This window comes from Microcystis sp. M079S1 (assembly GCF_020246425.1).
Lineage (GTDB): Bacteria > Cyanobacteriota > Cyanobacteriia > Cyanobacteriales > Microcystaceae > Microcystis > Microcystis aeruginosa.
In genome coordinates, this window is the sequence record NZ_JADBSZ010000001.1 from 1 (window position 1) to 21,593 (window position 21,593).

Sequence of the window (21,593 nt, forward strand, 5' to 3'; positions counted from 1 at the left end):
AGACACAGCAGTTTTTATGTGGGTCAACATCTCTATCATTGGCTCCAGCTACATCAAATGTTCCCAAAAAATATAGAAGAGCTAATGCAAATTAGCCGCTATCGGTTGAAGGATTACATCAAGGGACAAAGAGCTATATCGTTTGCCCTATCTACCTTCTAGCTGGCTTGTCCCCCTCCCAGCTTAAACGCTTTTAACATCTTACTTACCAAACTATATTTACTATGGTCAACTATGCAAGGCTAAACTGTCAAGGATTTAATCGTGCTTCGTGTCACTGAGCCTTTACATTGAGCCTGTCGAAATGTGTCGAAGTGCTGTTTTATTCTGGTCGGGGTTTCATCCCGTCGCTAAAAGCGAGGGTCTTCACCCCGACATCTGTGATAAAAATCGATCATTGTAGCTATAACCCTTGCTGGGAATGTGTTGGGAGCAATGTATTGGCAAAATTCATCAATTGAATGTTAAGAAGTTTAGCTAGGAAAACCCTTAGGCCAGAGAAGCGGTAATCCAAAATAAACCATCGACTAAAATTGTACTCAATACGGCTCCGCTAAATGCCCACCAATGGCATACCCGTTTTTGCAAAGGATAGATACCGATCGCTAGGAGCAGGTTGAGCAGCACGATCGCCCAACTGATGCCCCAGGGGGTCTGAATTTGGGCCAAGGCGTTATCAAATATCGGCGATACTAGGTTGGGATCTAGTTCCACGGTCATTAATTGTCGCCAGTAGGGAATTAGTCCCGTTAGATAGAAATATACATCGGTGATGGCGGTTCCTAACAAAGAACCAAGATAGAAAAGATTGCCCACTTTGCCGCGACCTTTGCATAATCCCCAGAGAACAAAGGGCAGCCCGATCGCTTCCATGGGAATATGGATCAAGGGTTCCCAACGCCACCAACCCCAGTACAGAGAACCTGCTAACCAACTCCAACTAAAGCCCAAAAGTAAATCTCCCCAAAGACTGATTTTTGCTTGTTTGAGCAGCCAAATCCCTAACCCCACCCAGAAAAGGGTTAAACCTAGGCTAATTTCGGGATAGTAGCGCACTAGGGGCGCTTGTATGAACACGGGGACTGATACCAGAAATGCTGCTGTCCAAAAGACGGATTGACATTTTTCCCAGTTAGGGACTAGGGGTTTCAGGCGATCGGGATTGCTGGGGACTAGGGTAGAGTTGAGCAAAGGATTTCAGAATTGTTACAAAACTTCACTTATATTAAGATACATCATTCTCTCTCTACTATATCCCCCCTAGGGGGATTTTGGTAAATTAAAAAATTGTTTTTGGCAATGCGCTATCCTGTTAGAATCGAAACGACAGCAGCGATCGAGGAGTGCCAAAAATATGGCAGCAGGCCATGAGGAAAATCCGAGAATGCCCCTAGATAAGTTTATTTTTGTCATTGCTTGCGTCTATCTAGGTTGGGTGGTGGCATGGCTAATCAGTCAAAAAAATGCCCCTGTCTCTCAAAATGGCACGATTTCCCAGGAAGAGCAAAAATTTATCGCCTATCTGCAATCATCCCTGGCTATTATCGATCGCCAAGGTCAAACTTCATCCCCCGATCCTGATCCTGATCCCCAAAATAACCCTTCTCCGGTAGCCACGGTTCCACCACCACCCCCCGCTAATTTACCGGTTAATAATACTCCCCAGATCATAGAAAGAATTTACGTTCCCGTTTATCCCCAAACCCCTGAAACTGCTGCCAAAATTGCCCCGGTTACACCCGCAAATCCCGACATTTCCGCGCCACCATTACCGGCTGCCCCCCAAGTGAATCGGCCGTTGGCAGCGGTTATTCCCACTAATAATCAGGTGAAAAATACCCTGGTGGGGGTGATGGATTTAGGCGATCGATCTTCAGCTTTATTTGATAATAAGGGGATAACGACGCGTATTTCTCCGGGGGAATTTATCAACGGTTGGACTTTAGTGCAAGTTGGTAGTCAACAGGTTATTTTGTCTCGCAACGGACAAACGAAAGTCTTAGAAGTGGGACAATCTTTTTAGGGTGAACTACCCGCTCGGCGAGATTGTCGGGGCTTCTGAACTCACAGGGCAATGCCTGAAGATAGACTTACGCCCACCTTGCGGATTTGGTATGATAGAGACAATTAGAACGGGTTTTAGAACTAGGAAAAAATCTATCAATATCCATCAATAAAACACCTTATTGACAAACATTTTGTTAACGAAGAAAATAAACTGTAGCGGTAATAATACTCAGAATTACCACGGTCGAGCGCAGATAACTAGGAGAGATAATTATAGCTAGTTTTCCCCCCAATAAACCCCCAATTAAAGAGCCAATTGCTACCACTATCGCCGCCGACCAATATACCTGATTAGAAAAGAGAAAAAACCAAGATGCCGCCACGTTAACCACCAAAGAAAGCAACTGTTTTAAAGCATTTAATCTCGTGAGATTATCCTTGAGAAATAAGCCCAAAATTGCTAACTCAATCACACCTAAACCCGCTCCAAAATAACCACCATAAATTGAAGCGAGAGCGATGGGTAAAACCGCCCAAATTTCCGGGATATTGCCCTTTTTATCTCCCTGTCGCCGCTGCAACCAAGAGCGTAAAGTATCTTGAAAAGCCAATAAAGCCGCCGCTAAAAGAATCAGAAAAGGAATGAGGCGGTCAAACACTTGATCGCTGCTATTTAACAGCAAAATACCACCGATAATGCCGCCAATAACTGCCGATGGTAGCAATAACTGAATCCGTTTTTGTTGCCCGTGCAGGTCTTTTTTTTGGGCGAGGGTTGCCCCCAGATAACCCGGGCATAAAGCGACGGTATTAGTCACATTTGCCATCACCGGTGGGATACCCACCGCCATCAGCGTCGGAAAAGTAATCAGACTACCGCCACCGGCAAGAGCATTAATTAAGCCGGCAGCCACGGCAGCGATTGCTAGGAAGCCATACTGAATAGGCGTGAGCATTTAGGCGTTAGGGATAGTAATTAGGGCTAAATCAATTTTTTCCTCGTCAACTTGCTTAATTTCGGCTCTAATTCCTGGTCCAAAGTATCTTTCGATTTTTTCTTGTTTTGCCAGCCACTTTTCTAGGGGTAAAAGGGGTGATTCAAATTCTAGGGTGAGACAATAGGCGAAATCAACAGCAGTTTCACGAATTGCCACTAAAGTCGGTCTTTCCTCGTCCGTGGGGCTTAATCCCAGCTTTTCTAGGGCTTCATCCAGATGCACTTCCTGTCCGTAGCGATAGCGGGTGACATCCTTGCGAAGTTTGGTTTGGGTGATAGTAGCCTGTTGTTGGCGCAATTGCAAGATTTCGGGGCTAGTGGGTTGACTGAAGGGTATAGGTTTGATTTCTGAAGCTTTTAGGGCTAAACCTCCCAATAATAACGGTAATCCGTAGAAAAACCCCGCTAAATTGACCGTGGCGTTACCTTGGGCATAACCGATAATCCCGATAACCGTTAAAATACTGCCTAAAATTAAGCCAAAGTATGATAGTCTAATTTTCCTGAGCATGAAATAATTTTTTTCTTGAGTACGCTAATCCTTTAGAGATTATACAACTCAAAAGAATCTTTTTTGCAGATGGGCAGTGGGGAGATTTTTCAGTTATTAGCTACTGAAGGCAATTAGTGTCTATTGCCTATTGCCTATTGCCTATTGCCTATTGCCTATTGGCGATGTACTCGCAATTTCTCAATTAATTGAGATAATTTCTGGTCAGAAGCGGCAGTAATAAAGTCTAATTTGAACTTTTGTCCCTGACTGAGATATTCTGCATAACTAGACAGAAGAAAAGGACGAAACTTTTCATTATCAGCAATATAAACTTCAAAAAAAGAGACCAATAAAGCCCCCGCATAATCCTCGATTAAATTTTGATTGGGTAAAGTGATATCGACCACAGACTCTAGGGTTTTTTGCATTCCTGCATCCAATTCCGTAAAATTTACATGAGCTTGTCCCTCCACCATGGCCAGATATTTATCCGGCGTTTTTAACCAAGTAAAAGGAATGGCCTGTTCAAAAATCGGATTAGCTGCTGGGTCATAACTTCCGGAACCCAAGAGGACAGGAATCGAGATTTTACTTAAACCTTTTTCCCCAAAAATACTGCGGTTAACGGGATTAGCTGCAAAGACAGCCGCGACTCGTTCATCGCGAAAATTATAGACCTGTCTAGGCAATTCTAGGGCGCGACATTCCAGTAAAATAGCGATATTAATCCCAGAGTAAGGACGATTACAATCTTGGGCGAGATTATCAAAATCAATTTGTGCGCCGGCAACAGCTAGAGATGTATAACCCCCGAAGGAATGACCCGCTACTCCCACATTAGTGAGGTTAAGTTTACCTTGAAATTGACTAGCATTTCGTCTTGCTAATTCATCGATGACAAAGCTAATATCTTTGGGTCGATTAATAAACTCATTGCCATCAAAAATATTGCGATAATACCCCCCTAACATTCCTTGTAGGTATTGGGTATCACTGCCGGGGTGTTGCGGTGCCGCTACTAAAAATCCGTAGGAAGCTAGATGTTCAATTGCTTGGGCATAATCTTCTGGTCGCGAGGCTAATCCGTGGGAAAAAATAATTACAGGTGTTTTGCCTTCTCGGAAAGTTTGCGGGATATAAACATTCACATATAAACTGCGATTGCGACTGCTATCGGTTAGGTTCCAAACTTCTTTTTTTACCTGAAAGCTACCGCGCTGACGCAAATCGGGTAAACTGGCATAATTAATCGCTGGTTTAACGGCAGCGGCTTCCTCGGCTGTCCAGAGGCGCATATCTTTGATAAATACTTCCGCCACATAAACCGCATAATCGATGGTTTTAGCTAGTCCGAGGATTTCTTCCCCCTGTAACTGGATATTATTGGGGAATTTTTTCAGCACATTTAAAAGGGTTAATCCTCCCGGATCGAAAGCGGCACTAACAATCGCACCCCGCAGGGCATATTTACCATTAATTCCCCCTTCAATGGTGATGCCTTTGCCCAAACGAGAGAGCATATCAGCACCCATCACACTATTAAAAAAACGAGATAGTAAAATAGGATCGATGTCAATCTTTGTTAATAAAGCTTCACGAAACTGCTCTCTTGCTTCGGGAGTTGCTCTGGCAAGAAATCTTTTTAAATTAGCGTCGATCTTTCCTTCTTTAGCAAAATTTTCTAGGGATGCTACCGATACAGAAAAGACGAGGGGAGTATAGACAAATTCAATTTCTTCAGCGGCTTTTAGGGGTAAAGCGGTCATACCCACAGCGAAAAGACCTAGGAGAAAAGCTCGCAGCCGACGGGTGGAATTATTTCTGGTAAACAGATTTTGTAAACGGGGGATAATCATGGGATTTTTAGTTAGGGTAGATGACAACAATTAAAAGGAAAAAGTGGCATACGGTCGGTTGAAAAACGGTCTTGGTTACTTGGTTTCCTTGACCAAGTCTCAAAGTATCGGGACGCAGGTTTCTGAGGCACTAAGGGGCCAATTTAAGACTAGGGCAAGCGATAAAGTGCCAAGTAAAGTAGGACGAAAAAGCATGAGCAAAACCTCTAAATTTTCCTGTTAAAATCGATAGATTAATCTGGAGGACACCTCGAATAAAAGATTTTGTTAACAAAGTGTTGGTCGAGGAAATCCCCTCGATATACAGTGGTAAAGGGGGAATAATTTTAAATGACTAACAAGGTGTTCTGTCAGTCAAAATCTGCCAACCTAATCTGTTCTCTTGCTGCTGCTAGACACACTGACCCCCGGCTAGGCATGACTCCTGTTTCTGCCAGAACACATAACGCTTGAGGTTGTACACCCAATTCTTGAGTCCGATTTGTGCCCCTACCCGCTCTAGTCCAATTCCCCTCATCAATTTTCCCCCCATACTCATTACTCATCGTTCGCTCAATTTTTCGGGAGTGAAGGAGTAAAATCGGTTGAAAGACTTGCCGCATAAAGACTCATTGTTCGCTTAATTTTTTAAGGGAAGGGTTTTAAAATTGCTGTAACCTTTATCCTGTATGCTTTTTAGCGAATAAGGTAAGCAGAACAGTGCCGATATTGCGATCGCCAATTGGCTCGCTCAAATCCTAATCAATTCGTTAACCTCAAAATGGTCTTTAATATACTTTTGGCACTTTTGACAATGAAACTGGCGGCGTGGTACTTCTAAATATACCAGACTGCCTAATATTGATAAATCTCTGACTAGATTATACTCTGTCTGATTGATTCTGTCCAAGATTTGATGGCAATTCGGACATTCAATTGTTTCATTTAAAAGAGCGAGCTTTAGGAAAATTGTCTGCTCAATTTTTTGATAAGCTAAACGGCTTTTACTTCGGATCACCGATATAGACTCCAAAAGGGTTATAGCTATTGGATCATGCAGGTTAAGCGCCGTTTAGCTTAATTGACCACTGTTACATTTGGTAAATCGAGGAGTTGATCAAAATTTATCCACATAACCCACCTCCTGTTCTGTATTACTATTATACCATCCTCACACAGAACCTAGAAGAGCCATCAGTTCATCTCCCTGAACCACTGGAACTATTAGGGACTTGCGCTTTGATAATGTACCTTTTGGGCGAACGCAGTTCGCCCCTACATTGTGGACAAAATCCGTTACTGTAGGGGCGCAAAGCTTGCGCCCTCCGATCGATCGGGATACTATTCCCACGCAAGTCCCTTAATTCTGCTTTGTAGCGATTGCGTCACAAATCTTAACTTATATAGGGTTTGCTGAAAAAGTTTGTTGGTGGGGTTGGGAGTCAGGAGTCAGGAGTCAGTAGCCGGTCGTTTCAGGCTTTGTTGCCCTCTTTTTTGTACCAGTTTATGTACTAAAAGAAGGATAATGCCAGGTTTTTGAATGTCCCAATCCTATTTTCGCAGCATGAACATCGGATTTTAACAGGTCAAAAGCCTTATTTTAAAAGGGTTTTACCATTATTCAGCAAGCCCTATATATCTCTCACACTAGCGATCACTTCCGTTTTTTTAGAAGGAGTTTCAGGTAGTTTCTCTTGTTTTACTCCTTCTCAGGCTCTATATCCTCATTCCGTGAGATATTGTGGCGCAGTATGTCCTATTCGCCTTTGCGTTCTCCCTTGACTGCGCTTCAACTCGATCGCCAACTAAATTAAACAGAATTAATATCAACCGACGGGATTCAACTGACCTAATTCGACGCTCACCGCATCAAAGCGATTGTCCCCGGGACGATAGGAGAGAATTTCCAATCCCTAGTTAACAATAACGGGTACGGTAGGGATCGAACCTACAACCGTCCGCTTAGAAGGCGGATGCTCTATCCATTGAGCTACGTACCCAGGAAAGCACAATTATAGATTATACCTCCAACAGTGACAAGTGGTAGGACTAATTTTCGCCGTTGCCCCTCTTTGCCACTGTCCAAGCTTAATGATGATGGTGATGTCCGTGGTGATGATGGTGATCGGAATGAATGTGAGGAATTGTTACAGAACTATTGACAGATAAAGCCTCTTGTGATACCAAAGCTTCGATATGTTCCTCGGCCCAATCGGCAGCCATCCGGCAAAATTCGGGGTTATCGTTGACACAGGCCATCTGCACATAATTAACCTGGTCGTGCTTGCGGCGTAAAGCTTCGATAATATGCTCCACATCCAGTAAAGTTTCGTGATTTTCCGTAGCAAAGCCAATCGGCATGAAAATTAAGGCTTTTGCCCCCAATTCAATCAAATTCTTCGCCGCTAACTCTGCATTCGGTTGCGTCCATTTAATTAAGGGGGTTTGGTGATTTAACCAACCCACAGAAATCAAGGGATAACGATAGATTAATTTTTCCCGGACTAACTCGTATAGAGCTTGACTTTCATCGATTCCCGACGTAAATCCCTTAGCTTCGTGGGGACAACCGTGATTCATTAAAATAATGCCAATTTGCGAGGGAAGACAGCTACTAGCTACCTCGGCAGCGATTTTTTCTGCCACTAACCGCGCCATTAGCTCTATATAAGCGGGTTGGTTATAAAACGAGGGAATGTAGCGCAATCCTTTGACCCAATGTTCCCCCGTTTGTCCTTGAGCTAAAGCTTTGTTAACTTGTTCGATCGCAATGCCACTGGTAAAGATAGAATCAACCACGAGGAGAGGATAGATCAAAATTTTCTCGAATCCCCGCTCGCGGATTTCCGTTAATACTTGTGCTGGTAAAAAAGGCGCGCAGAAGTTAAATGCTTTGAATACCTCCACCCGATTACCCCATTTTGCCTGTAAATTGCGCTCGATTTCCTGTCTTTGATGCTCGAAAATGTGGTTATGGGGCGAAATAAAGTGATTATGCTGGTGTTGCCATTCGTGTAGGTCAAATATGGCCAATAATTTCGCTAGGGGAGGATAAACCCAAGTCGGTACAGGAGCGAACTTAGCCGTCAGCAAATTTAAGGCCTGTTCATTATAGTTGGCAAAGTCCTCATAACTCTCCACTTCCCCGTATCCCATCAATAATACCGCCACTCGATCGCTGTGGTTGTGGGTAGCGGCTAACTGTTGTTGATCTGAAATGGCAACCACGTTTTTAACCCCGATTTTCTAAGTGAAAAACGCTATATCACTGGGATAGTAGCACTTTTCTATCCTATCCCCTAGCACGGGATAGACCGCTAAAAATTTATAACCTCTACAGAATCATACAGATTGCTTATCATCCTCATTAATAAAACGAGATGTAAAGAAACTTTAAATAATGTTAAGATCGTTGCAGTCCCACCTATGAGAGATATGACAGCAGGCGTGTTTGGTAGCTTACCTTTTCCCAATCAGAGCGGCGATCAACTCATCAGTAAGGCGGTGAGTGCTGCGATCGCTGCATTATTCAAACGGACAGGCAAGCTGAAAGCCACTGTCCGCGCCGAACCCGTGGCCAAATTACTGCAAGGCAGTATCGACGGTTTTGACTTTATCGGTCAGTCGATGCTGATGTACAATGGTCTACGCATCGAAGCCATGGAATTGTATGTACAAGCGGTGGCGATCGATTTTAGTGCCATTTTTACCGGACAGGTAAAACTCCGTCAACCGACGCGGGCCACTTTGCGGGTAGTTTTAACGGAAGAAGACTTAACCACCTCTTTTAATACACCTTTTATTGTCGAAAAACTGCAAAGATTAGAGTACGAAGGTAAATCAATTCACTGTCAGAATACGGAATTAATTCTCAATGACGATAAAACTTTAACTCTGAAAAGTCTGATCAAATTGGGAGAAGAAGAACCAATTCTTCTAGAAATGACCACTGCTGTGGTTGTGGAAGAACGGCGAAAAATTCAATTTGTTGAGGTGGTTTATCAAGGGGACGAAAGATCGAAAGCTTTAGGAGAAGCTTTAATCAGCCACGTTAACAACCTCATGGATTTAGATAAATTTGCCCTCGATGGTACCCAATTAAGAGTCGATCGACTACGTTTAAAAGATAAACAGATCATCTTTTATGGTATCGCCGATATCGAGCGTTTTCCCCAAAGAAAATAGGCAGTATTTTGGCCTTTTAATCGTGCTTGTGGCTACAGGGAGGCACAGGATCGTAACCTCCGGGGTGAAAAGGATGACAACGGAGAATACGCTTAATTGCTAACCAAGAACCCCGCAGCACACCAAAGCGCTCGATCGCTGCCATGGCATACTGGGAACAGGTGGGTTGAAAACGACAGGAAGGGGGAAATAGCGGCGAAATAAACCGTCGATATCCCTCAATTAAGCCAATAAAAATTCCTTTCATCAATGTCACCTCGATCGCCTAAACTAAATAGATAGTCAATTTTCGCTTTTGCCACGTGGAACTATCCCACTCTCTCCTATTTTCGATCGGTTTAGTCGCCTGTTACCTAGCTGTTCTGATTCTGATCGCTGAAAAATTAAAAAGTCTTTTCAGTACCGATGGCGAAATTACCCGCAAAGTTGTCCACATTGGCACAGGAAACGTCATCCTTTTTGCCTGGTGGTTAAATATCCCCGCTTGGGTGGGAATAAGTGCGGCCATCCTAGCGGCAATTATTGCTATCCTATCCTATTTTTTCCCCATTTTGCCCAGTCTTAATAGTGTTGGTCGCCGCAGTTGGGGAACTTTTTTTTATGCTGTTAGTATCGGTGTTCTCGTGGCTTATTTTTGGCCAATTTCTCACCCCGAATATGCGGCAATGGGTATTTTAATTATGGCTTTGGGAGACGGATTAGCAGCCCTAGTCGGACAAAATTTCGGTCAACATCCCTACAAAATTTTCGGCAGTGGCAAAAGTCTGGAAGGTTCCCTGACTATGTTAGTAATCAGCTTTTTAGTCAGCTTGATTATTTTATCTTTTGTTAATGGCATTAATCCGCCAATTATTCTAGTATCTTTATTGACAGCGATCGGAGCTACTATTCTAGAAACTTTCTCGAAACTGGGTATAGATAATCTCACTGTACCCGTTGGTAGTGCCGCAATTGCCTATTTTCTCACTCAAATTTTTATCTCAAGCTAGGCTATCCCAGCTTATTCACAAGGGACGAATCTAAAACCTCATTGGTTAAGCTAAGTAGGGAGGCACAATTATTTGTAGGATGGGTTAGTGGTAGCGTAACATGATCGGGCGTTGGGTTTCATGCTTCAACCCAACCTACGTTCATCTTATATTTAATTCCACTTTCAAACTACCGAAGACCGACGATATTCACTGATAACTGATAACTGATAACTGATAACTGATAACTGATATGACCTTTACTATCACTCAAAACCAAAATCAATATCTTACCTATTGTCTCAAGGATGAAGAGGCTGACGCTTATCTGGAAGTGGTTCCCCCTAGGGGAGGAATCATCACCCGTTGGCAAATTTGCGGAGAAGATATTTTATATCTGGACACAGAAAGATTTAAAGATCCTAACCTCAGCGTGCGCGGAGGAGTCCCGATTTTATTCCCTATCTGCGGCAACTTACCCGATAATACCTATCAACACCAAGGACGAAACTATAGCCTCAAACAACACGGATTTGCTCGTGATTTACCCTGGCAAGTGAGCAAACAAAGCACCGAAACCGCCGCTAGTTTAACCCTAGAATTAAACAGTAATCCGGTCACTCGTCAAGTCTATCCCTTTGATTTTCAATTAATCTTTACCTATCAACTGCAAGGAAACAGCCTCAAAATTCACCAAAAAGTTATTAATCTTTCCCGCGAAAGAATGCCCTTTTCTATTGGGTTCCATCCCTATTTTCAAGTCACCGATAAAACCCGATTATCCTTTGATATTCCCTCCTCCCAATACCTCGATCAACGCAGGAAAACCCTCCATTCCTACTCCGGCAACTTTGACTTTAATCTCGAAGAAATTGATGCCGCTTTTCCGCAAATTACTCGCCATCAAAGTAGTTTTAGTGATTCCTATCATCAGCGTCAAATTATCCTCGGTTACGACGATCTCTATACAACTATAGTTTTTTGGACTCTGAAAGATAAAAATTATATCTGTCTCGAACCCTGGAGCGCCCCCCGCAACGCCCTCAACACAGGCGAACATTTGACCTACTTAGAACCCCAGAGTAGCCGTGAGGCGATCGTGGAAATGCGAGTCAATCAAATTTAAATTTCCCCTTGACTTAGCCTCGATAAGATGTTATATTGATAAATCGTGTGCAGAACACAAAACGGGTCGCTAGCTCAGCGGTAGAGCACTCGGCTTTTAACCGATTGGTCTTGGGTTCGAATCCCAGGCGACCCATAAAAACTTACTGATACAGAAAGATTGACTTGTCTTCCCCTGTCTATGGATTAGCCTTGCATACCAGCAGTCCCCAACTAGGACTGGCCCTCTCTAATTTCAGCGATGATAGTCGTCAACAAACTTGGGACTTAGACAGGGATTTATCGAACCTATTCCACCCCTATCTAAAACAGTTCCTGGCTCCGCAAAAATGGGCTGATTTAGCCTTTCTAGCCACCGCTAAGGGGCCTGGTAGCTTTACCAGTACCCGCATCGGTATAGTCACCGCTAGAACCCTAGCACAACAATTACAGCTACCGATTTTTACCGTCTCCAGTTTAGCGGCCTTGGCTTGGTCACAACGGGATTTTTACCCCCTCGATACCTATCTAGCCCTAGAAATGCCCGCCACTAGGGGACAATTGTATGTGGGCATCTATCGGGGTAATCAGGTTTATTTAGCTGATAGCCTGATGACTCTGGAACAATGGCAGCGGACTTTAGAAAACTTAACTATTTCCTATCAAAGATTAGCCACACCCAGTTGTTTAGGCATAAATGCCCCCGATATCCTCGATTTAGCCTATTTGGATTGGCAAATGGGAAAACGCCCCCATTGGTCGGAGGCGCTACCATTTTACGGGATGTGATTAGCAATTCCCTCTTTTTTTCAAACTATAGCCAGCTAGTCCGAGGGTTACTAATCCTAAAACTGCGCTAGGTTCTGGGACAGGTTTCACGGAATAAATCGCCACATTACGACTGACTTCATTGGCAACAATTAACAGGGGAGTACCATTAGGACTATCGGCAGCGGGAATAAACAATAATCCTTCGGGAGAGATATCCCCTAATTGCCAATCGTTGATATAATTAGTGAACAAAGGATTACTAGGGTTGGTGATATCATAAACCATGAAACCGCCAGCCCTTTCTATTCCCACAAAACTATAGAGACGATTACCCACAGTTCCTACTGCTAAACCTTCCGGTTCCGGCCCGCGGTTATCGCTACGACTATCGAAGCTGCTAGGAGTACCATCGGAGTTAAAAATACTAGCAGTTAGGGGAGTTGCCGAAAAACCTGCCAAAATTTGTTCAAAATCATCGCCACTATCGAAGACTTGGGACAGTCCATTAGTGACATTCCAAATCGAAAAAGAACGACCACCGTAGGCAAAAAGTTGGCTATATTGACCTTGGGCGTTAAGTCCGTCGATGCTAGAAACATCCAAACGGCCGAGATTTTGGGTTAATTTCAAGTTGGCCGCATCAGGGAAAGCATTGGGGTCTAAAATTAGATTTTGATTAGAAACTCGTCGGGCCTCATTTCTAGTATCCCCTTCATTGGCAGTAATTAAATAGGTTTGTCCGGCGATGGTAACGGTAGCGATCGTATCCGGTTGATATAAGCCAAAAACCGGCCAATTATTAATATTTACCCCTCCATCTTGATCGCTAGGATCCAAACCATTACCCGGTGCGTTAAAATTTTTGGCTCCTAGGGGTAAAATACTGGTGACTTGAGCGTTAACAATATTGACTATTGCAATAGCATTATTTTCCTGTAGAGACACCCATGCAGTGGTTCCATCCTCGGAAACGGTGATGTATTCCGGTTCCAAATCTTGGGAAACCGTTTGACTGGGAAAAATACGGACTCCCTGACTTCTGAAAGTGTTCTCTTGACCATTAAAACTGGTAAAGGTAGCGGTGTTGACCGTGGGATTGAGAACACCAGCACTAAGGTCAATAATACTAATAGAACCATCGGGATTGATTGCCCCTCTCGCTTCCCCTTCGTTAGCGACCAAAACCCGATTACCGTCAGGAGTAAAGGTTAACATATCCGGCAAAGCGCCCACAGTCACCTGACTCTGAAAGACACCATTAGTATTGAAAAATACTACACTGCCGTTATTGGTAATCGGATTAGCTTCCATGGCCAGGGCCACGATACCATTTTTGATGGCAACGCTGTTAACCCCAGCACCGTAGGAGCTAAGATCGATCGAGGGTAAGGGAATTGGACTAGCGGGATTGCTTATATCGGCAATATCTAGACGATTATTGGGACCGGTCAGGAATAATTTTCGACTAGCGGGGTCATAAGCGGGAATTTCTGACCCGAAGTTATTAGCAGCAGTTGTACTATTGCCAAGACTGCTCAATCGGGTGATATTTAAAGCTGAGGCCGATTCAGTAACGATGTTGATACTGCCAGCAATTGACAGCAAGGTTAATAAAAATTTCCAATGGTGACGATAGATAACATGAATCATGTTTTTTTTAGCTGAAAACCTGCAAAAAAAGGCTAAACAATCGCATTTTTTCAGACCCAAGTTAAAGGAAGATTAAACAAGAGAGAAATTAAGGATATCTTCAAAATTTGGCCGAGAACAGTAAAAGCGAACGAGGAAAACGGGTTACTCGATCGCTTTTTAGTTGAACGGCTCATTTACCGGAGTGATAACATGGTTTAGTATAAGCTCGATCAATATGGAATCAAGACTCGTGTTATCTACTCTCCTAGCCGATTTCAAGATCATTTTTGAACGTGACCCCGCTGCCCGCAACTGGTTAGAGGTATTGTTTTGTTATCCTGGATTACAGGCTTTACTGTGCCATCGCTTCGCCCATTGGCTATATCAGATCGGGATTCCCTTTATTCCCCGTTTAATTTCCCATCTTGCCCGTTTTCTGACTGGTATCGAAATTCACCCTGGTGCCCAAATAGGTCAGGGTGTTTTTATCGACCATGGCATGGGAGTTGTCATCGGAGAAACGGCCATTATCGGTGATTATGCCCTCATCTATCAAGGAGTTACTTTAGGAGGGACGGGGAAAGAAAGCGGTAAACGACACCCGACTCTAGGGGAAAATGTGGTCGTCGGCGCTGGGGCCAAGGTTTTAGGTAATATTTATCTGGGTAATAACGTTCGCGTCGGTGCTGGTTCTGTGGTCCTGCGCGATATTCCCGCCGATTGTACCGTTGTTGGTGTACCCGGTCGTTTAATCTATCGGGCCGGGACGCGGGTGGAACCCCTCGAACACGGTGATTTACCCGACTCGGAAGCGGTGGCTATTCGCGCTCTGGTGGACCGCATCGAACAACTGGAAAAACAAGTGTACGAATTGCGGCTAGAACGGTCAAAAGAACCAGATTATCGGATTAATTGCCCAGTTTTAGCCCATTTAGAAGAAGAAGCGAGTCATAGCTGTTGTCCTGCGGCCGACCAGGATATGCGCGAGTTTCTCGAACGGGCGGTTTAACTCCGATAATCTTCTGATATGATAGAAGACTGGTTTTCTAAGTAAGTGGTTTTAATTAAATAGAAGATAGATTTTGCCTGCGATCCCCCCTTAATAAGGGGGTATCTGACAATTTTTAACACCTACCTACTTAGTAGCTGAAACCCATTTGTCAAAGCTATGATTGTTAAGGACTACTTGGCACCGTCCGATGGCTCAAACTGACTCGATCCGTATCCGTGGCGCCCGACAACACAATCTCAAAAATGTTGATCTCGAATTACCCCGCAATCAGTTGATTGTTTTTACGGGAGTTTCGGGATCGGGCAAATCTTCCCTCGCTTTCGACACTATTTTTGCGGAGGGACAGCGCCGCTATGTGGAGTCCCTCAGCGCCTACGCGCGCCAATTTTTGGGACAATTAGATAAACCCGATGTGGATGCGATCGAGGGTTTAAGTCCGGCTATTTCCATTGACCAAAAATCCACTTCCCACAATCCCCGTTCTAGTGTGGGAACTGTAACGGAAATTTACGATTACTTGCGTTTATTGTTCGGTCGTGCTGGGGAACCCCATTGTCCCCATTGCGATCGCAATATTGCCCCCCAAACCATCGATCAAATGTGCGATCGAGTGATGGAATTAGCCGAGAAAACCCGTTTTCAAATCTTGGCCCCGGTAATTCGCGGCAAAAAAGGCACGCATAAGCAATTAATCTCTAGTTTGGCCTCCCAAGGCTTTGCCCGGGTGCGGATTGACGGCAAGGTAGTAGAATTATCCGAGGGCATCGAGTTAGATAAAAAACATCTTCATGATCTTGAAATTGTTATCGATCGCCTGATCAAAAAAGAGGGTTTACAGGAAAGATTAGTAGATTCTTTAACCACTTGTTTAAAGCATTCCGATGGTGTAGCGATTGTGGAAATTCTCGATGAGAATAACGAAGATAATCCCGAAGTTACCAAAGAAATTGTCTTTTCTGAGAAATTTGCCTGTCCCGAACACGGGGCAGTTATGGAAGAATTATCCCCCCGTTTATTCTCTTTTAATTCTCCCTATGGTGCTTGTCCCAACTGTCACGGATTGGGCAGTTTACGGAAATTTTCGGCAGATTTAGTCATTCCAGACCCAAAACAACCGGTATATTCTGCTATTGCCCCCTGGTCAGATAAGGATAACTCCTACTATCTTTCTCTCCTCTACGGTTTAGGGCAAGCTTTAGGTTTTGAAATTCAAACCCCTTGGCAGAAACTAACAAAAACCCAGCAAGATATCATTCTCTATGGGAGTAAAGAACCGATCTATTTTGAAGATGATTACCGTTATGATACTGGTCGTGGTTACTATCGAGAATTTGCGGGAGTTATCAATATCTTAGATAGGAATTATCAAGAAACCACCTCGGAAGTTATTAAACAAAGACTAGAGAAATATATTGTTAACCAAACCTGCGAAGTTTGTCACGGAAAAAGATTAAAACCGGAAGCTTTATCGGTACGTTTAGGACAATATACGATCACGGATTTTACCGGAGTTCCCATTCGGGATTGTTTGCAGAGAATTAATGATTGTCATTTAACCCCAAGACAAGCATTAATTGGGGAATTAGCCATCAAAGAAATCAAAGCGAGACTACAGTTTTTAATCGATGTGGGATTAGATTATCTTACCCTCGATCGACCGGCGATGACTTTATCCGGGGGAGAATCCCAACGAATTCGATTAGCCACTCAAATCGGTTCGGGATTAACAGGAGTATTATACGTTCTCGATGAACCTAGCATCGGATTACACCAAAGAGATAATAGTAAACTGTTAGAAACCCTGCAAAGATTGCGAGATTTAGGTAATACTTTAATTGTCGTCGAACACGATGAAGAAACGATTCGGGCAGCCGATTATATAGTCGATATCGGTCCGAAAGCGGGGATTCATGGCGGAGAAATCATCTGTCAAGGCAGTTTTAAAACTCTTTTAAAGTCCAAAAAATCGATAACAGGGGCATACTTATCGGGACGCAAAGTTATTGAAACTCCCCCCCAAAGAAGGTATGGAAATGGTAATGCTTTAGTCTTAAAAAATTGCCATCAAAATAACCTAAGAAATATTGATGTAACGATTCCTTTAGGAAAATTAGTCTCGATTACGGGAGTATCTGGTTCAGGCAAATCCACCTTAATTAATGAGTTATTATATCCAGCTTTACAACATCATTTAACCCGTTTAACTCCCTTCCCCAAAGAGTTAGATAAAGTGGAAGGATTGGACGCGGTTGATAAAGTAATTGTCATCGACCAATCACCGATAGGACGCACTCCTCGGTCAAATCCTGCCACCTATACGGGGGTTTTTGACATTATTCGCGAGATTTTCACCGAAACCATCGAAGCAAAAGCTAGAGGTTACAAAGCGGGGCAGTTTTCTTTTAATGTTAAGGGAGGACGCTGTGAAGCTTGCCTAGGCCAAGGAGTAAACGTCATCGAGATGAATTTTCTCCCCGATGTCTATGTGCAGTGTGATGTGTGTAAAGGGGCGCGTTACAATCGGGAAACCCTACAGGTTAAGTATAAAGGGTATTCGATCGCCGATGTCTTAGATATGACGATCGAGGAAGCATTAAAGGTCTTTGAAAATGTCCCCCGGGCCACCACCAGATTACAAACTCTCGTGGATGTGGGTTTAGGATACTGTAAACTCGGTCAAAGTGCGCCCACTTTATCCGGTGGAGAAGCGCAAAGGGTGAAATTAGCGGCCGAATTATCCCGACGGGCCACGGGAAAAACCCTATATTTGATCGATGAACCGACTACGGGGTTATCTTTTTATGATGTGCATCATCTCTTAGATGTGTTACAAAGATTGGTCGATAAAGGTAATTCGATTATCGTCATCGAACATAATCTCGACGTGATTCGCTGTAGCGATTGGATTATTGATTTGGGACCAGAAGGAGGGGACAAGGGAGGAGAATTAATCGCGGTGGGAACACCGGAAACCGTGGCTAAATGTGAACAATCCTACACCGGTCATTATCTTGCCCAAGCATTACTTCAATATCCCCCAAAAAAGCAGGATAATATTAGGGAAGAAGACAGAGATAATAAAGCCAATGATCAAGATTAGTATTTAACTCTTGTTCGCTCTTAATTTCCTGACCGGTTTTCCAAGAATAAATTTTAATCTCTTGAAAGTAAGACCTTAACTGTCTTAATTGTTCTTTGGGGGTGGCGTAATAATTTCGGAGACGAAAATTATGGGGTTCATCCCGAATAATTGCATAGTCAGCAGTCAATAACTGTTCGTAGCTAAGAGAGGGATTACAGACCCGCAAAATCGCCCAGATCACTAAATTTACATAGCTACTAAAAGGATTCAAACTAATCTTTTTTTTCCAATCGAATTCTGGGATAATTCCCTGAAGATTATGACTAGAAAAACAAAAATAACCACCCGCTTTACCGATGCGGCTAATTTCCTCTAAAACTAGGAAACGGTCAGCAGGGGAAATATAATCAATGCCATTAAAACTAAAGAGAATAAAATCAAAATAATTATCGGCAAATTGTTCTAGATTTCTAGCATCGGCCACTTGCCAGACTAAATGGGGGAATTTTTGACGACAAGCGGCGATCATTTCCGCAGAATAATCAACACCGATATATTCTCCCACAAGAGGGGCAAAATACTTCGTAGTTCGTCCCGCACCTACCCCTAAATCAAGCATTTTCATGGTTGATAAACGCTCTTGCAGCAGGGTTAAAATTGTCTTTTCTGCCGGCTGTAGCGCGGTTAATTGGGCATAATAACCGACAATACTAGGGTCTTTATAGGTTTGCTGATTTTTGTCCTTAATCATTCTCGATCGCTCTTTCCTCATAATCTGGCTGTTTTTCTCTTACTAATAATTCACCTTCCCAACCGCCAATTACTTCTTCAAAAAAGCCTTCTTGCCATTGGCTAAATGTAGTTTTTTCTTCTTGTTCTTTTAGAGATATTGGCTGATAAACTAAGGTAACTTCTAAATCTGTGTTTTTAAGTTCAGGCGGTAAAGATATTTGTAATGTTCCATCTTCTCCTGCACGGGTTTTAAAACTAATTGTTTTCATGGTTTCGGCTCAGGTTACTACTATCTTATAATAGTGTCATATGTCCTCGCCTGACAAGGTGCGTCTCCTGCGGTCTTTTAACCATAAAGACATCTTCACCCCAAACAGGTTCGACATCGCAGAAACCACCATCCGATGAGAATGGTGATACATCCCACCCAAGACACCGTTACGCCGATCTCTTCTCTTCGAGATCGAACTCACGATGTTGCATAACCACGAGAAACTTGATATATTGGCAGTTGATAAATATTATTGAAAATTTACTGGAGGCATAAATATGTTATCAACTGATGTCAGACAAAAATCGATGATTAAGAGAATTGAGCAAGTTGTTTCTATTTTAATGGAAGACCGTCCTTTCTTTAAAGAGGAGCTTAATTATTCAGAAATAGTGAAACATTTGGTTGAATTATTTGAAAAAAATTTACCTTTTGAGGAATTTAACACTATGTCAGAGGCAGAATTGAAAGAGCATTGTAGCTTTATTATGTCCACAGAAATCCTGTCAAAAATTGGCGGCGATTTTACTCCTGAACAAATGGCTATTTTCGATGAAGCAATTAAGCGTAAATAGGTAATTATGAGTTATTTGTTAGATACTAATATCGTCTCTTTGATCATTAAGCGTAATCTTGAAATTTATCAAAAAATTGAAGATGTCAAAGCTCAAAGAAAAAGTATCTTTATCAGTTGCATTACTTATTTTGAAATTAAGAGGGGATTTTTGGCAGTTGCTGCACCTAAACAAAGAGAAAGATTTAACCAACTTTGTCAGGATTATCAAATTATTTTATTAGATGATTTAGCTATTTTAGAAAAAGCAGCCGAAATTCATGCTGATCTTAGATTAAGAGGATTACCCATACAAACAGAAGATATTTTAATTGCTGCTACTGCTATAGTTAAAAGTTTAATTGTTGTTTCTAATGACAGTGATTTATTGAGGGTTGAAGGATTAAGTTTAGAGAATTGGGTAGAGTTATAAATTGAACACAATCTTTAAGTCATCCGACATATTTTAACAGCTTGAGTCAGTAAAGGGGTGCGTTACACTATGTTAACGCACCGGACAATATCTTTCCCCTCCGTAGAGGTTTATTCTCCAAATCCTGCTTGATCATTACTTTCTATTACTCCTCTAAACAATAATTCAAGATGAGAATATCCAACATTTTAAAAACCAGCTTACTCAGTTTAACAATTTATAGCTTGATCAATCTTTTCTCCATAAAGACACAAGCAGAAATAGGCGATCCGAATGGTTCCAATAATCAACCCCAAACAGGCTGGACACTATGGCAACGTTGGGATAAATTAACCGATGCAAATATAGATTTCGGTTTCTCCAATATGGACTTGGGAGCAGGACTAGAATTACAGCAATTATGTTTTGGCGAAGTTGACACCCCCAATGCAGAGAAGAAACAACAAGAAACCTACTGGTGGAGATTAGACAATGACATCAATCAAATAGGTTCGGGAAAAATACAATATGGCTGTTGGATAAATGGTCAATTCAAAGCCACAAATACTGTTACTGCCTATAACACCTCTTTAGGAAATATTCCTTGCTTGCGCGTTAATCCTTCCGTGAAAAATGGCTTAGTAATTTATGAAGACTCTACCACTAATTCTCGTCCTTTAGGCATCGTTAAAAGTGGACAAATGATTAAAGGCGAATTTTTTCCTTTAATAATCTTTACAACCAATGATAATCTGAACTGGGTTGCCATAAAATCACCACAAGAAGGCTGGATATTAACGGGGAAAACTGGCATCAATGAAAATGTTTCTTTGTGTAAAAACTAAAAACTTAACCTACGGAAAAATTAGGTTTATACCCCCTGATCAAGAATCGAAAAATAACTTCTTGGGTATCCCCCCTACCTCCCCTTTCAAAGGGGGAAGCCGAAGGCGAAGGGATTGAGTAAACCGTCCTCTATTCCTTCAACCACTCGTGCTTAGAAATTAATTGAATGGAAACATACTTTCCCTAGCTGAGATACTATCGGTCTTAGAGTCGTTTCTAGCGTTGGGTTTCATGCTTCAACCCAACCTACTTTGAAGCGCACCGCAGCACAGGAGGAGTGTAAAGTCAACTATTTTGGCGAAAATTAATCTTTTTTACATTTATTTAGGGATAATGGCAGTTAGTTACTGTAAGGAGGGGCGGTAATTTTTCCCGTGTCAATATCAAAATTAGGAGAAAGTCGCCTAATATATATATGAGGGTACTTATCTCCTATTAAGAACCGTAAACAATGCAATGAAAACTTTAAATCAGAGTCCCTGGCAAGTAGAGGGAGGAGAAACCCTACCCCTACTTTACGAAATTGATCAACAGCTTTGGTTAGAGGAAACAATAAAACTCCTCAAGGAAAATCGCTTAGATGAATTAGATGTAATCCATTTAATTGAGGAATTAGAAAGCTTGAGTAAAAGAGATAAAAACCGAGTCAGTAGCTTACTTGAACAAGTGATCAGGCATTTATTACTTTTACAA

At 42.5% G+C, this 21,593-nt stretch carries 20 protein-coding genes, 2 tRNA genes and 1 pseudogene; 12 read left to right on the plus strand and 11 right to left on the minus strand.

Features of this window, described 5'->3' with window-relative positions; all coding sequences use genetic code 11:
* Positions 1-489 precede the first annotated feature (489 nt).
* Positions 490-1,191 (minus strand): DUF3120 domain-containing protein, encoded by a 702-nt coding sequence (locus IM456_RS00005; RefSeq protein WP_149988116.1) that lies wholly within the window; start codon positions 1,189-1,191, stop codon positions 490-492.
* A 163-nt stretch (positions 1,192-1,354) separates the two neighbouring features.
* Between IM456_RS00005 and IM456_RS00010 the strand changes: the two genes are divergently transcribed.
* On the plus strand, positions 1,355-2,023 hold the full coding sequence (locus IM456_RS00010; RefSeq protein WP_149988117.1) for a hypothetical protein: 669 nt from the start codon (positions 1,355-1,357) through the stop codon (positions 2,021-2,023).
* A 178-nt stretch (positions 2,024-2,201) separates the two neighbouring features.
* Here IM456_RS00010 and IM456_RS00015 read toward each other — a convergent pair whose 3' ends face one another.
* The 6 genes and pseudogenes from IM456_RS00015 to IM456_RS00040 form a co-directional block, all read right to left on the minus strand.
* Positions 2,202-2,963: a sulfite exporter TauE/SafE family protein gene (locus tag IM456_RS00015; protein ID WP_149988118.1), complete on the minus strand. Its 762-nt coding sequence runs from the start codon at positions 2,961-2,963 to the stop codon at positions 2,202-2,204.
* Positions 2,964-3,515, minus strand: a complete 552-nt coding sequence (locus IM456_RS00020) for a DUF2854 domain-containing protein (RefSeq protein WP_149988119.1) — start codon at positions 3,513-3,515, stop codon at positions 2,964-2,966.
* Positions 3,516-3,670: 155 nt separating this feature from the next.
* A complete protein-coding gene (locus IM456_RS00025) occupies positions 3,671-5,353 on the minus strand; it encodes an alpha/beta hydrolase (RefSeq protein WP_287693867.1) in 1,683 nt (560 codons plus the stop codon).
* A gap of 742 nt (positions 5,354-6,095) precedes the next feature.
* Positions 6,096-6,466 (minus strand): annotated as a pseudogene (locus IM456_RS00030) (transposase family protein); the annotation flags it as partial.
* Between the two features lie 793 nt (positions 6,467-7,259).
* Positions 7,260-7,332, minus strand: a tRNA-Arg gene (locus IM456_RS00035).
* Positions 7,333-7,420: 88 nt separating this feature from the next.
* Positions 7,421-8,560: a ferrochelatase gene (locus tag IM456_RS00040; protein WP_287693134.1), complete on the minus strand. Its 1,140-nt coding sequence runs from the start codon at positions 8,558-8,560 to the stop codon at positions 7,421-7,423.
* A 198-nt stretch (positions 8,561-8,758) separates the two neighbouring features.
* Between IM456_RS00040 and IM456_RS00045 the strand changes: the two genes are divergently transcribed.
* Positions 8,759-9,517: an LmeA family phospholipid-binding protein gene (locus IM456_RS00045; RefSeq protein WP_002757745.1), complete on the plus strand. Its 759-nt coding sequence runs from the start codon at positions 8,759-8,761 to the stop codon at positions 9,515-9,517.
* Between the two features lie 16 nt (positions 9,518-9,533).
* On the opposite strand, the gene yidD is transcribed toward IM456_RS00045, so the two are convergent.
* Positions 9,534-9,764 carry a membrane protein insertion efficiency factor YidD gene (gene yidD / locus IM456_RS00050; RefSeq protein WP_287693135.1) on the minus strand — a complete coding sequence of 77 codons (231 nt, stop codon included), beginning with the start codon at positions 9,762-9,764 and terminating at the stop codon, positions 9,534-9,536.
* Between the two features lie 55 nt (positions 9,765-9,819).
* Between yidD and IM456_RS00055 the strand changes: the two genes are divergently transcribed.
* The 4 genes from IM456_RS00055 to tsaB all read left to right on the plus strand — a co-directional run bounded on the left by IM456_RS00055 (position 9,820) and on the right by tsaB (position 12,378).
* Entirely contained in the window at positions 9,820-10,506 is a 687-nt protein-coding gene (locus IM456_RS00055; protein WP_287693136.1) for a diacylglycerol/polyprenol kinase family protein, read from the plus strand.
* Between the two features lie 232 nt (positions 10,507-10,738).
* Positions 10,739-11,611: an aldose epimerase family protein gene (locus IM456_RS00060; RefSeq protein ID WP_149986949.1), complete on the plus strand. Its 873-nt coding sequence runs from the start codon at positions 10,739-10,741 to the stop codon at positions 11,609-11,611.
* Positions 11,612-11,674: 63 nt separating this feature from the next.
* Positions 11,675-11,746 (plus strand) — tRNA-Lys (locus tag IM456_RS00065).
* 29 nt (positions 11,747-11,775) lie between these two features.
* Positions 11,776-12,378, plus strand: a complete 603-nt coding sequence (tsaB, locus tag IM456_RS00070; RefSeq protein WP_287693137.1) for a tRNA (adenosine(37)-N6)-threonylcarbamoyltransferase complex dimerization subunit type 1 TsaB — start codon at positions 11,776-11,778, stop codon at positions 12,376-12,378.
* Here tsaB and IM456_RS00075 read toward each other — a convergent pair whose 3' ends face one another.
* Positions 12,379-14,010 (minus strand): choice-of-anchor I family protein, encoded by a 1,632-nt coding sequence (locus tag IM456_RS00075; protein WP_287693138.1) that lies wholly within the window; start codon positions 14,008-14,010, stop codon positions 12,379-12,381. It abuts the gene before it with no gap.
* 217 nt (positions 14,011-14,227) lie between these two features.
* Here IM456_RS00075 and cysE point away from each other — a divergent pair, with 217 nt between their 5' ends.
* Together cysE and uvrA are read left to right on the plus strand one after the other, a co-directional pair.
* Positions 14,228-15,001, plus strand: a complete 774-nt coding sequence (gene cysE / locus IM456_RS00080) for a serine O-acetyltransferase (RefSeq protein ID WP_149986952.1) — start codon at positions 14,228-14,230, stop codon at positions 14,999-15,001.
* A 190-nt stretch (positions 15,002-15,191) separates the two neighbouring features.
* Positions 15,192-18,104, plus strand: a complete 2,913-nt coding sequence (gene uvrA / locus IM456_RS00085; protein ID WP_287693139.1) for an excinuclease ABC subunit UvrA — start codon at positions 15,192-15,194, stop codon at positions 18,102-18,104.
* On the opposite strand, the gene IM456_RS00090 is transcribed toward uvrA, so the two are convergent.
* On the minus strand, positions 18,061-18,837 hold the full coding sequence (locus IM456_RS00090; RefSeq protein WP_287693140.1) for a class I SAM-dependent methyltransferase: 777 nt from the start codon (positions 18,835-18,837) through the stop codon (positions 18,061-18,063). The two genes, uvrA and IM456_RS00090, sit on opposite strands and share 44 nt — an antisense overlap.
* The gene (locus tag IM456_RS00095) at positions 18,830-19,087 is read right to left on the minus strand and encodes a hypothetical protein (RefSeq protein WP_287693141.1); all 258 of its coding nucleotides are present in this window, start codon (positions 19,085-19,087) and stop codon (positions 18,830-18,832) included. Before IM456_RS00095 ends, IM456_RS00090 begins: the two co-directional genes overlap by 8 nt.
* Before the next feature lie 280 nt (positions 19,088-19,367).
* On the opposite strand from IM456_RS00095, the gene IM456_RS00100 reads away from it, so the two are divergent.
* The 4 genes from IM456_RS00100 to IM456_RS00115 all read left to right on the plus strand — a co-directional run.
* Positions 19,368-19,664 (plus strand): hypothetical protein, encoded by a 297-nt coding sequence (locus tag IM456_RS00100; protein ID WP_045362253.1) that lies wholly within the window; start codon positions 19,368-19,370, stop codon positions 19,662-19,664.
* Between the two features lie 6 nt (positions 19,665-19,670).
* Positions 19,671-20,075, plus strand: coding sequence for a type II toxin-antitoxin system VapC family toxin (locus IM456_RS00105; protein WP_185240610.1), 405 nt, complete (start codon positions 19,671-19,673; stop codon positions 20,073-20,075).
* Positions 20,076-20,245: 170 nt separating this feature from the next.
* A complete protein-coding gene (locus tag IM456_RS00110) occupies positions 20,246-20,899 on the plus strand; it encodes an SH3 domain-containing protein (RefSeq protein ID WP_149986958.1) in 654 nt (217 codons plus the stop codon).
* A 457-nt stretch (positions 20,900-21,356) separates the two neighbouring features.
* Positions 21,357-21,593 (plus strand): DUF29 family protein (locus IM456_RS00115; protein ID WP_287693142.1); only part of this gene is annotated, 237 nt, incomplete at its 3' end.

What these genes read in the sequence shown, in the direction of transcription:
- IM456_RS00010 (WP_149988117.1), top strand. Translation starts at nt 1,355, where the DNA reads ATGGCAGCAGGCCATGAGGAAAATCCGAGAATGCCCCTAGATAAGTTT.
- IM456_RS00015 (WP_149988118.1), bottom strand. Translation starts at nt 2,963, where the DNA reads ATGCTCACGCCTATTCAGTATGGCTTCCTAGCAATCGCTGCCGTGGCT.
- IM456_RS00020 (WP_149988119.1), bottom strand. Translation starts at nt 3,515, where the DNA reads ATGCTCAGGAAAATTAGACTATCATACTTTGGCTTAATTTTAGGCAGT.
- IM456_RS00025 (WP_287693867.1), bottom strand. Translation starts at nt 5,353, where the DNA reads ATGATTATCCCCCGTTTACAAAATCTGTTTACCAGAAATAATTCCACC.
- IM456_RS00045 (WP_002757745.1), top strand. Translation starts at nt 8,759, where the DNA reads ATGAGAGATATGACAGCAGGCGTGTTTGGTAGCTTACCTTTTCCCAAT.
- yidD (WP_287693135.1), bottom strand. Translation starts at nt 9,764, where the DNA reads ATGAAAGGAATTTTTATTGGCTTAATTGAGGGATATCGACGGTTTATT.
- IM456_RS00060 (WP_149986949.1), top strand. Translation starts at nt 10,739, where the DNA reads ATGACCTTTACTATCACTCAAAACCAAAATCAATATCTTACCTATTGT.
- IM456_RS00075 (WP_287693138.1), bottom strand. Translation starts at nt 14,010, where the DNA reads ATGATTCATGTTATCTATCGTCACCATTGGAAATTTTTATTAACCTTG.
- cysE (WP_149986952.1), top strand. Translation starts at nt 14,228, where the DNA reads ATGGAATCAAGACTCGTGTTATCTACTCTCCTAGCCGATTTCAAGATC.
- uvrA (WP_287693139.1), top strand. Translation starts at nt 15,192, where the DNA reads ATGGCTCAAACTGACTCGATCCGTATCCGTGGCGCCCGACAACACAAT.
- IM456_RS00090 (WP_287693140.1), bottom strand. Translation starts at nt 18,837, where the DNA reads ATGATTAAGGACAAAAATCAGCAAACCTATAAAGACCCTAGTATTGTC.
- IM456_RS00095 (WP_287693141.1), bottom strand. Translation starts at nt 19,087, where the DNA reads ATGAAAACAATTAGTTTTAAAACCCGTGCAGGAGAAGATGGAACATTA.
- IM456_RS00100 (WP_045362253.1), top strand. Translation starts at nt 19,368, where the DNA reads ATGTTATCAACTGATGTCAGACAAAAATCGATGATTAAGAGAATTGAG.
- IM456_RS00105 (WP_185240610.1), top strand. Translation starts at nt 19,671, where the DNA reads ATGAGTTATTTGTTAGATACTAATATCGTCTCTTTGATCATTAAGCGT.
- IM456_RS00110 (WP_149986958.1), top strand. Translation starts at nt 20,246, where the DNA reads ATGAGAATATCCAACATTTTAAAAACCAGCTTACTCAGTTTAACAATT.